This is a genomic window from Candidatus Omnitrophota bacterium (assembly GCA_028699255.1).
Taxonomy (GTDB): Bacteria; Omnitrophota; Gorgyraeia; order 2-01-FULL-45-10; family 2-01-FULL-45-10; genus FEN-1322.
The window spans coordinates 32,457-44,564 of record JAQVUX010000009.1; the positions used below are offsets into that span (position 1 = coordinate 32,457).

The following is a 12,108-nucleotide window of genomic DNA, read 5'->3' on the forward strand; positions in this document are numbered from 1 at the left end:
GTTGACTGATCCTAGAAAATGTGGTATTATTTCTCATATTTTCTAGGATCCCTTTTTTGTTAACTCGGGGGAGTCGAGGGTCTTAAGAAAAAATTTACAAGACCAGATCGCATAGATAGATGCTTGGCAGTCTGGTTTCATTTTTGCTATGTTAAAAGAATAAAAAAGAGAAATGATGAATTCGGAAAACGTCTTACCAAAATTACGGTGTCGCAGGTTTCCTCTCACTGTCAGGATCATAGCGTCGCTCCTGGTTATTACTTTCCTTGTTCAGGATATTGTCTGGGCGCATCCCGATATATGTCGCAATCCATCCGCAAGCAAAGATACTCTCGCGCCCGATACATTCTTTCGTCAAGACGGATCGCGTGAGAAGGCCGCTACGCTTTCTCTCGAGCTGTTGATAGAAAATCACCCATCCTTAAAATCCAATATATCATTGCCTGCGATAGAGCGTCTTCTCAAGGTAGAGCTGAAAGATTGGCTTGATATCAACGGAATAAGATGTGAGTACGAGAAGAAGGACGACAAAATCGTGTCTGTGTCGGCGCATATTCCCGCCGGCTATGTTCTTCGTTACTATGATCTCAAGGAGGACGCTTCGGATGTCGATGATCGATATGAAGAGGTGCCGGCCGGGATATCATCGTTAAATAACATCGCTAAGCAAGTCTTTAAGGTAAAAGGCTTGCATTTGCCGGGCGTTATATCAATGCCCGAACCCGATAAAGTCGATCCGCTTAAAAGGAATGCCGTTACGGCTGTGAATAATGCGATGACGGTTTTGCATCGCGAGGAGCGCGGAGGCGCGAAGACGCTCGCGTCGTTATCTACTCTCGGTTCTATCGCCGCGGTTTCACTGGGTTACTGGGCCACTGGCGGGGTTATTTTGTTGGTCGGCATGGCGCTTTCCATCGCGGAGGATAATAGAGAGATAATAACCAAGGCATGGGAAAATATTGAATATTTGAATAGCATCGAGAAGAAACTGCGTGCCGGTGAGCCGGTCGGATGGTTTGGATTTAAACGGGCCACCAGGGCGGCAAATTTTTTGGCACACCATGCCAAGGAGATAGCCTCCGCGCCAATTACTATATCAAATGACCCGGAACCCAGAATTCTTTCCTCTCATTTCGCATCGATGACTGCTCTTGATAAATTGACGGATGTATTACTGAGTATGAGTTTGAGTTCCGACTGCTTGCGTAAATTTGCCGATGCATCGGCTATCGCGTTATCCGCTATTACGCTTAGCGGTGACCGGAGCATAGATTTTAAAGTGCCGTCATCTAAGTTTGAGAAAATATTGACAGATACGCGGCTTAGTATTCCAGCCCGCAATGCGGCCTCTGACGCTGTGAGCGCCTCTTTTAATCGAATATTGCGTCGTGAAAGAGAACGGCCCGGCGAAGATACGCCTGCTATTATGAAAAGCGTCGCGGAACGTTATCGTAGCATGCTTTACGCGGCAAGGCGAAGTATGGAAGAGAGGGGCGCTAAGCCGACGCAGCTTAAACCCCTTAGCCGTATCCTGCAATTCATAAAATCCCGCGGCTTTTTAACATTGGTTCTTTTTGTAGCCGCATCCTCCGCGGTACTTATCTTCCTCCTGCATAACAATTCCGGTTTTGTTGCTATGGGCCCGGTATTTCCAACCGCTTCTATCATAGCCGGCAAGCTTGCGTTATTGCAAAAAGCCGCGCCGCTTAATCTTCTGAACGCTATGGAGCAGGCCTTAAAAAATGCGCCTGGTCATGCGATGCCGCGGCAGGAATTGCGGGATAGGTTTATATCAAAAGGGGTTAATGCGGATTATGTCGAGGCAATGATAAATGGTTTTATTAAATCCGGTTATACAGCTGATGAGGGTGGAGTGTTAAGGATTATCAGCGGCCGCCGCCCCACATTTGAACCGCTTGTGGAACTTATTCGCATATATGGCGAGAGAAAACTGAAACTTGAGGCAGAGCTTAAAGATAGGTTCGGCGCGGTTCTATGGAATCTGGATAAGCATGATATATCGTCGGAAAACGTAAGAAAATTATTTTACGGCCCGGATATGCAACCCAACAAAGCGACGAATGAAATATTCGACACTATACGAAAATTGAAAGAGGCATCAAGAGCTATCGCATTGGCAAAAGGGGAAAGCGGTAGATATGTCGGGTATAAAATATCGGATTCTCCAACCAGTTGCATGTGTGGGGACATAGCAATAAGTTTTGTGAACGCGGCTCTTGATGCGGGATTAAAATGCGGGTTGGCATACGAAAATCAGTATGGAGTGATAATATCGTCTCATATTGAGTGCTGGCTTGTGGGTAATACGGCAAACGTAAAGGTAGATTTCGCGCTGGGCCAATTCGACCCCATATATGAAGGCAGGGTTTTGGTGGAAGATATGTCAGCGGATAGTCCGTCCATATATAATGCCAGGATCGAGAAGATCGTTAATACCCCGTCGCTTATGGAAAGAATGATTCAGCGGCAAAAAGTGCTGGAGGAGGAATTTAAAGAACAGCATAAAGCTATGAGAATCGCAATGGGATTAGATGATCTTGCCGGCAGTGATCCGTCCGAAGATCCGCGCCGTCGTTTGCCTGGACGGGACATTTATAGGAATATACAAGGTAGCGCGAATACATTTCCATCGCTTCTTTTAATGGGTACCATAAGTGCCGCCGCCCTATCGGACGTTTATGGCCATCCGGGATTCGCAGTAGGATTTTTAGCGGCAGCTACTCTCGTGACACTATCTGAGGGACTTTTTAGCAGGCTTGGCAAGAGCATAATGTCCGCGAAGATGGATTCAGCGCATTTAATACTGACTATTGCGTGGATCGCGGTGGGGGGACTGGCGTTCGGCTCCGCGGGAAATTCTGTGTTTGCCTGGGCCGTATTTTTAGGATTACCCGCACCCTGGATACTGGACGCTGTTTTCCGTTCATTGCTTAGAAAGCGGCAGGCCGCAGACCGCGAATTATTGAATAGGTTTAAATCGCATAACGCAGAAGAGACTTATCGCACAGAGCAAAGATTTAGAGAAAGTCAGATCGGTAAACGCAGTCATGCCTATCTAAGTACGTTGAAATTATCAGACGATAGAAAGACCGGCTCTATCATCGCAATGGAGCCAAATGGTTCCAGGGTATCCGTCGACCTTTTGAATACAGGTATTAATCCTTTAGAAAGAGTGAAGATCGCAATAAATAAGATGCAGATTAGGGCAAGCCATAGAGATATTCTCCTGTCAATTCTCAGCCACTTCCAAAACTCACCGCCGGACTTTTATGTTTATAACGAACTTTTCGGCGATCTATTTGGTTTTTCCTCAGCAACTAATAATATCATAGCGCTTTACAGAGATCTCTTGAATGAACCGATAGCTGTATTTCACGAAATTGCCCACTTAATGATGCTGGAGAACATGACAACCGCGAAGGAAAAACTTTTAACAATTTCACTCGTCAATTCTAATAATACCGGAAATAAATTCAAAAATATTAAAATAAGATGGTTCAGCGCGGCTGATAAAGCGTATGTAGAGATTGCCGACTTGCCTCTTTCGATGGCCACTATGGATTTCATAAACAAAGAAAAGAAAGACTGGCCGAAAGGCTGGGCCAGAAACCACCACTATCTTTTGAGGATAATGCAATACGAGCTCTTCGGCATATATGACAACGTCCTTACCTCTAAATTACATTTGGCCGAACTATCGGCGCAGAATAAGGAGATAGATGCAAAGATGTCGCAGGAACCGGATGCGTCCGGTATGGATGCCATTAATCGTGTGAATATGTACATAGCGTATTATAATAAAAACATAGCGATCATCTCCGATATGGCATCGGAAGTAAAATTGGTTACGACCGATGGGAAAGAAAAATGTAACGATACGGTCTGTGGATGGTTTAAGCATCTCAACTCAGATGCCACCTGCCTGATAAATCTATCTCTTCAAGGTTCGATCGTTACAGGCAATCCGGAATTATTACATAATGCTGTCGAGGCGCTTTCGGGTGTCAAAATCATGCATAACGATGTTATAAAATGCACGCCGTTATTAAACCGTTATGAAGTGCTGAAGAATACCAGATACAAAGGGACGGATAGAGACCCCATACCTACTAATTGCTTGATCTATTATTATTTTAAGCAGGCTTTCATTGATAATAAAGACGCGGCGCAAAATCTTGCTGTATATTGGGCTTGCGTCCGGAATATGGATCTTGCGCTGAGTAAGATAGAGAATGCCATAAACGAAGCGGCGCAGGGGAGCTCTTCGTGGAGTAAGCCGGTTGACCGGAATAAAAAAGTCGGCGGGATCCTTGCCAGGCTATCTGAAATGGCTTCAGGAACTCCCAGAATAGCAAATGCCACCGACACAAGGGCATCCGATTTATTTACAAATGAAGCCGCTATTTTGACTGCCGCGGATAGATCGGAATTAGCGCATGAATTGATAAAGATTATGAGCGCTCAGGGCTCCGGATTATTACATCGTCAACTATGCATTAATTTGCTACGCTTGATTTTTGGCAAGAGCGATCTTAACGAAGAACCTTTGCGGATTACCGCTGATGATTTTGCGGTACTTTGGCATATCGTTCGTATTATTCCTACCGAAGAGCAGGGGAGAATCCTCGAATCGATAGCTATGGCGTTATCAAACGAATCGTTGATCATTACCGGTGATGCCGGTAAGCGTAAATCAATGCAGATGACTAAAAAGCTTTTTGGGGGACTATTGGATAAGCTTCTTAAGGAAGAAACGCTTACCATCAGCGCACAAAAGACGATTATTCTATGGAGCGGTTTTATTTCCAACGCTTGCCCGGAGCTTATAGATTTTGCGATGGATTTTATAAATGATAAAGCGCCCGAACGACGGCTTGCGAATAATGTGCTCAAGCTTTTAATGCACAGGCCGGATTCTAACAAAGTGCTTAAAAATAAATTACTGGAGATGGTAACGTCGTCGGCAAGTTTTAAGAATATCCCGGCCAATGTAAACACATCGGAAGAGGCGTGGAACGCTCTATTCGGCAATCAGGAGAACGCGAGAGAATTTTTTAGGTATACTTCTTTACTTCGAAAACTATATCCAGCTTCTGCTGGCGTGAATGACGATAGGCCGCCGTTAAAATACGCGCTCGAAGAAGGTCTATATTTCAAAATAGGTGAAAATCTTTTTGTAACACCCGTTACCGAATCTTTCCGGCGGCATCTTATATTCAGCAGGAACGCTGATGGGCGTATAAAATTCGCATTCGAAGTTATTATGCCAGGCGAGGCGGTAAAAAGAAGAGGCGTCGGCGTGGAAGATAGGCGCAGAATAGCAGAAGAACTCAACGCCTCTTATAAAGATTATTGCGTGAAGCCAATAGGTACAAAGCAGTTTTCTGATGGGAAATATGAAGTGTATGCCGAATCGGTCGATTTCGGCGGCGATACGCCTTTTAATATTATAGGATTCGATTATGCTGAAGATGGGAAGAGGCTTGATTATGTAGAGTCGGAAGAACTTGATAGAATAGCCGCCAAAATAAGCGTGAAACGCGAAGATCTCGATATGGCGATCGCCAGGCGTGTCGGCACCCTTACCGCCGCTACCCATGAGATGGGGTATATAGGGCATAATAGCGGCCAGGCCGCAAGCTCCGGCGCAAGGCTAACGTATTGGGACCATCATATAGGGAATTTCCGTCTAATCGTCCGGGATAGCGGCGAGGGCCTTGATAGGATAGTAATAAAATTTGTCGGTGATTTTGAGGCATTCGAAAAAGCCGCCGCTTTTAATTCTCCCGCAAAAGAAGAGGCCCTTGACAGAAAGCACATTATAGACATGACGAGTGCGCGCGGAGGGCTTTCCGGGCGCTTAAAAACGCTTTCACAGGAACATCTGCTTGCCATATTTGAGGAGGAGCGAGAGCTTATCCGGAAGAAGTCGGTTACAGCGGCCCCCGCTCAACCTGCGACAGGAGCCGAAACAGCTTCACAGAAAACGCGTGTTGTAAATGCGGACGAAGCGCTCGACGTTGTCAGGGGGATGCTGGACGGGAAAAGGTCGTCGATACGAGCCGGAGGCGACAATCGCCCGATACTTGTTATTGTCGATGGCGATGCCGGGGTAGGAAAGAGCGCGTTTACCGAATATCTCAAAAATAATATAGGATTTAAGGCCGGCGCTATCCATTTAGACCGGTATCAAAATCCGATCCAATTTGGGCACACCAAAAATTGGAGCGAAGTCCATCGGGATATACGCCTTGCCGCTATAGAGGGACAGAAGTGCATTTTTATAGACGGGCTCCGCGGGCTTGATATGGAGTATTACGGAGGGACCTTTAAATTCGATTTAAGGATTAAAGTTACAGCCGATGAAGAGACTCGCCGGGAAAATATCACGCACCGGCGATCATGGCAGTATATGGACGAAGATGTTATTACCAGGGTATTGGCATGTAAGGCGGAATATCCTGCGCTGAAGGGTGAGGATGAGCGCCGCACGGAGCCTCGATACGATATAATCGTCGAGAATAGCAGGGCGCACAGACTGCCTTTTACGGAAGCGGATAACGGTGAGCGGCGATATTATGAGAGGCTTAACGCGGACGGACAGCGTAATATACAGCGTGTAAATAAGCATGATGATCCTGCGATAGCCGAGATATTGGCGGCTTTCTTAGCGGGTGGATCGCGAAAAGATGCTACAGATGCCCTTGCGAAGCGCTTACTGGATAATTATCCCGACGAGGGGGATGATTACGCCGCCGCTGAAAAATCTGCCGGTAAGCTAATTGCTTTACTGTCACGGCAAATAGAAACAGGCGTGTATGGCAAAACAAGCGGCGTGGAAAATGCGCCGATAACAAGAGAGGTTGTTTTAAACGGGGAGAGATTGGCCCTTGCGCAGATGAAGCAAAAAGTTTCAGAGATGATCAAGGGGTTTTTCCGTTTCAATGCGCGTTTAGAAGACGGGGTCTTGTGCTTTGGCTGTACGGAAAATTCAGCGCAGCTGCACAATAGCATTAAATACCCGCCGACCGCTATGGGCACTTTTGCCGGGTTCGTGACTTCCGAAGGCTCGATTTTTATATTGCCCGAATTTGTAAGATGGATAGCGCCTCAAGGAGAAGATGAAACGAGGCGATATCATGATCTTTGTATAAAGTTGGCGCGTGTGCTTATAGAGTGCGGTTTTCCGGGATCGCTTCCCTTGAATTGGCAGGCAAAGGAATCGCTGGAGGAAGAGTTATTGTTTGACGGTTCAAAACTGCAAACGCTGGGCGACCTGGCGGGCGCGCCGCTGATAAGATTCGACAGCATGCCTGTCCATGCGCCGAATGTCGATCAAACGACAGTAAGCCAGGGTAAACCGGAAAAAATAGAGCGCAAGACTAAAATTGGAATAATCGACGGGCTTCACGTGACTCCTTCATTAATAATCAGTGATTTAGCCGGGCGCATCGAAGACGAATTTCATATAAATATAACGTTAAGAAAATCGGGCAGTGATTACACTACCTCAGCGAATATACCTATGGGAGTAACCTCTTTATGCGCGCTATGTGGTGATGAGGTTGTTTTTTCCGCGCGGGGGCCATATTCTTCGGAAAAATTAAACAAGGTCCTGGATGTCTTTCAGAAAATCGTAGAAGTAAAAAATTGGTCTTCCGAGTTTATAGCTAAAAATCAGAAGCATAAAGAAGTTGTAAGGGAATATTTAAATGAAGTCAGGAAAAGCGTTGGGTTCGGTGTTATGGAAGATATTCGCGCTGAACAGCGGATGAAACAAACAGCCGATTCCGGCGGGCTTAAGATGCGGTCGGATAACGGCGAAACAAAATTAGAGCCTCACGAGAATCTCGTCCGGCATTTTAAGGAGAAGGAGTTCAGGCGGGAAGATGTGCTCGATGTATTGGGAAGATTGAGCCGGAAGATAGACGCAGTTTGTCAAAGTGGCACGAACCTCGCGGGATTGGAGCCTGGAGATGCCGCAGTGGACGCAAGAGTTAGTGAGTTGGCGAAGTATGTCGAGCATTTTTACCAGGCTATGGACGTGGTGGGAAGTGGTAACGAAGAAGTTGTTGCCGCCGTGCGCGATGCTTTCGCCCAGCAGAATTTTTCACTCATCCTATCGATGTTTAAGATGCCCCAACATCGCACTTCCGCAAAACAACTTTTACGCAACGCGATAGAGCAGTGGCGCGCGAACGTGGAGTTTTTACGCGCCTATGCTTCCGTCGGCGCTGTGGCGGATGCGGTGGCGATTACGCCGTGGCGCGGGACGAACGAGCTTCCGGGGGCGGACAGACTGCTGTCCGATCTGGAAGCGAGCATTCCGGGCTATCGTCCCGGGGAGGATAATCCAGGACTTGGCCTCGGCGGCGCCCGCGGATTCGCGAATCGGGTGGAGGTGGCCGGTTCGCCGGTTGAAGAGTTTTTAGCGGTAGTATTAGGGCATATAACGCATGCGGATTATCTGACCGAACTTATCAATACATGCAAAACCGAGCCACGGCTCGCAGAGAGTGGGGTTGAGGTTTATGACAGGCTTAAGAGTATTATGGATAAATATAAAGACACCATTTCAGAATTGGCCCGCAAAGGAAATCTTACGGTCGGTGAAGTTAATGCTTTGGCTGAAGCGATAGAAGAATTGATGAGAGAGATAGATGAATTACTTGTGAGCTATGAAAGAAATGCACAGAAGCGTGAGACATATGAAAGAATGATGAAATTTATTGTTAATGAGATGCGGGGCAAATTACAGGGTCTGGCTATTGGGGCCGATGTGGGGATAATAAAAAGAATGCAAGATCAGGGGTGGATTACCACATTACTTACGGATATAAGAGAATCCATAGCTGACTTGGAGATCGTTATGCAGTGCTATAAATACGCTCTTTCGCAACAGCCGTACACCATGCTACATAGCAACCGGGAGGTTGTGATAACGAATCCCGCGGGGATTCATTTATGCCCATCCACCATTATCGGAAATCTTATATGGCAGATACAGCAAAGATTTAAGATGCCGATATCATTGAGTAATAAAAGTACAGGCAAAACACTCAAGGCAGACATTAGCGATTTACAAGATCTTATACTATCGATAGTAGGCTTGGGTATCAGAGAAAATGAGGCCGTAGAAATAAATATAGCGTATAGAGGTACAGAGAATAACGCATTAGCGGAAGCTCTTTTAGATGTGATCGCGCGATCATTGCGGGATAGCGCTGTGTTGGAAGGCGAAGACTCCGGCGGTGGCAGATTTATCGACGAGATCGAGGAATTAAAAAGGCATCCGCCCGCGATGCGCGATATAGAGCGCGCACCGGTTACTATGGAAGATATTTGTCATACTTTATTAAATTGGTTGGATGATAAAGATAGGCAAAGGATCGAGAAGATAGAATATGACGTTTTTGAAGATTCCAGAGTATCCCCTGAGGTAGATGTTAACAGATTGGAGGACGCGTTAATGGAAGTCATCCATAACGCTTTGGACCATTCCGACCCATCGCAAAAAATAACCGTCCGGCTAACTCCCTGCGACTCTCCGGAGTTTGTTAATTTTAATATTACAAATTATGGGAGCATCCCATGGGACTTATTAAGGGCAGAGGCCGTCCGATTGGCTGAAAATGGAGAATTATTTGCCCGAAAGAATGACAGTTCAAAAATAATTACCGGTACCGAATTACGCAGAATGCCGGAAAATGCAGGCGCGGATTATCTTCCGATGGCAACAGGAGAGGTTCGCGATATTCCTGACGAAGCATTGTTGTTTATAGAAGGCCTAAGCACTAGTAAGGTTCATGGTAAGCGCAGTGGGGCGGGTGTCGGACTGCGCAACGCCATGGTATATGCGAAAGCTGTTAATGCAGGATTCGGGGTCAGGGAGGATAAAGCCCATTCACAAGTTACCTTTATAATTAGTAACGTAAAGATATTGCGTCAGCCGTCTGCTATGGATGCGGGCCAGGGCGCAGTCTTGGGTGGCAGGGTTGGTATCGAGTCGATCGGCGTGCCGGGTGCGATTGCGAAGCAGGCAATCAAGCGGGGCGAGGGTTTACAGGGGACAGGTGCGACACCGGTTATGACGGGCCCATTGCCGGAAATGGATGTCCCGGCAAATGTGGCTAAGTGGTCGGTGCGGCAGATACTCGTCGCTATTCACGCGGTCAATATGGAAGCGGGTTGTGTTGCGGCGCCTCTGCCGCAGGACGCCTCTGTAGTTCTTTCGCGGAATCTATTTGGCGACGATTTTGAAACATCCCCGCTCATGGGTCTTTTTAAGAGTAGCGCCAATATCGAGATTGCCGCCGATAGCAAAACGTTAAAAGTCCGCGCCACAAACGAAAGCGAAAAGAATGGTCGCGACAGACGTATAGTCGTTATGACGGAAGATGAATTTAAGACGATCTGGCCCGATGAGGATGGGCGCCGCCAGATACGCTCAAGCGTACTGCTTCTTAAAAACCGATTAACTGATAAGAATTATCTCTATGTCGAAGGTGTGGTTAGGCTGGCGTTTGCGATGATGAAACAGGATCAAATGGCTGTAGCGGCTTATTACCAGCTCATGTCAGGGAAAAAACTGGACATAGTAACGCAGAACCTGTTTGGCGATAATGCGGTAGCGTTTGCGGTCAAAGCGGTGCTGGAATTCAGGCCGGCCGATGTAAAAGACGAGAGGGAGTTTACCGATTACAAGATTATGGTCGAGAACGCGTTGATACGAGCGTAAGGGTACCATTTCCAACCTCGGAGGTTATCCCGTGGTTAACACACGGCCAACCTCCGAGGTTATCCCGCAGAACGTATAATGCTCAGAGAACGACGAAAAACGAGCGACAAGCGACGCACGACAACGCACGGCGAACTACGAAAAACGACGCATGCGAAAAACGAACGACAAAAAACGCACGACGAACTACGCGATTGATGCCCGGGTAACCGGGGTTTAGGGCGCCTTTCCCCCGAGTTAGGCGGCCCTCATCCCGCCCCGGGCATTTTTTCCACCCCGGGGTGCAGTTTCCACCCCGGGGTGGAAATTCGATTCGTGGAGTTTCGTGTAGACGGGCCCGTGGGGCGTGAGTTTACTCTGGAATAGTATTATCGATGATGTTTTTTGGTAATCGGTCGTTTCTAATTTACAACATGCCATTTTTTCTTTCAGCGCTCCCTTATTTTTCCCGGAACGAACCCTGCCTATAGTCAAGTGCGCCGCGAATGCCCGCGGCTCTTTCGCGAAGCCTATCTTCGACAGTTTTTCGTCGATCCTTACAGCAAGCTCCGCGGATTCTTTTGCGCCTTTGTCCAGGCCAATCCAGATCACGCGGGGATTATCGATGCCGGGGAACGCGCCGACATCTTTCAGAGATAGCTCAAATGGGCGTGAACTATTTGCGACATCATCCAAAACGGCTTTAATCTGCTCCAACTTTTCTTCGGTTATCTCGCCCAGGAATTTTAAAGTGAGATGAATGTTGACCGGTTCGACCCACTTAACATCCGCGGCAGTATATTTGAGATGGGACTGGACTTGGGCGAGGATGTCTTTAATCGTGTCCGATAGTTCCATAGCTATAAATACGCGCATTGTGTTAAACCTATATAACCGTGTGTAACCTACGCGGTAACCGCGTAGGTTACCGCGTAGGTTGATTTAGGTTAATTTTTAGATATTTTTTCGTAACAGATCCAACGCCGCCTGCGACGCCCGGAAATTTATCTCCTCCCGCGAGCCTTTGAAACGCAGTTGCCTGACGATTTTTATGCTATTTGCCGCGAGCGCGATGTAGACGAGACCGACCGGCTTTGCCCGTGTCCCGCCGCCGGGCCCGGCAATTCCAGTTATGCCCACGCCTATGTCCGCGCGGCAGAGGCGCCGCACGTTCTGCGCCATTTCGAGCGCGACCTGTCGTGAGACGGCGCCGTACCGGCCGAGCGATCCGGCTGATACGCCGAGGATGTTTTCTTTGATAGCGTTGGAATAAGCGGTGATGCCCGCCATAAAGTAACGCGAGCTTCCCGATACATTCGTGAGCCGGTTGGCGAGTAGTCCGCCGGTGCAGGATTCGGCGACGGCGATCG

The 12,108-nt window shown here is 47.5% G+C and carries 3 protein-coding genes; 1 reads left to right on the forward strand and 2 read right to left on the reverse strand.

All coding sequences use genetic code 11. From position 1 onward, the window contains the following. The first annotated feature begins 172 nt into the window (after nucleotides 1-172). Nucleotides 173-10,759: an HPr family phosphocarrier protein gene (locus tag PHS46_07470; GenBank protein MDD3906345.1), complete on the forward strand. Its 10,587-nt coding sequence runs from the start codon at nucleotides 173-175 to the stop codon at nucleotides 10,757-10,759. Between the two features lie 237 nt (nucleotides 10,760-10,996). On the opposite strand, the gene thpR is transcribed toward PHS46_07470, so the two are convergent. Beyond that, nucleotides 10,997-11,614, reverse strand: coding sequence for an RNA 2',3'-cyclic phosphodiesterase (gene thpR, locus PHS46_07475; protein ID MDD3906346.1), 618 nt, complete (start codon nucleotides 11,612-11,614; stop codon nucleotides 10,997-10,999). A gap of 78 nt (nucleotides 11,615-11,692) precedes the next feature. After that, nucleotides 11,693-12,108 (reverse strand): nicotinamide-nucleotide amidohydrolase family protein (locus PHS46_07480; protein MDD3906347.1); only part of this gene is annotated, 416 nt, incomplete at its 5' end.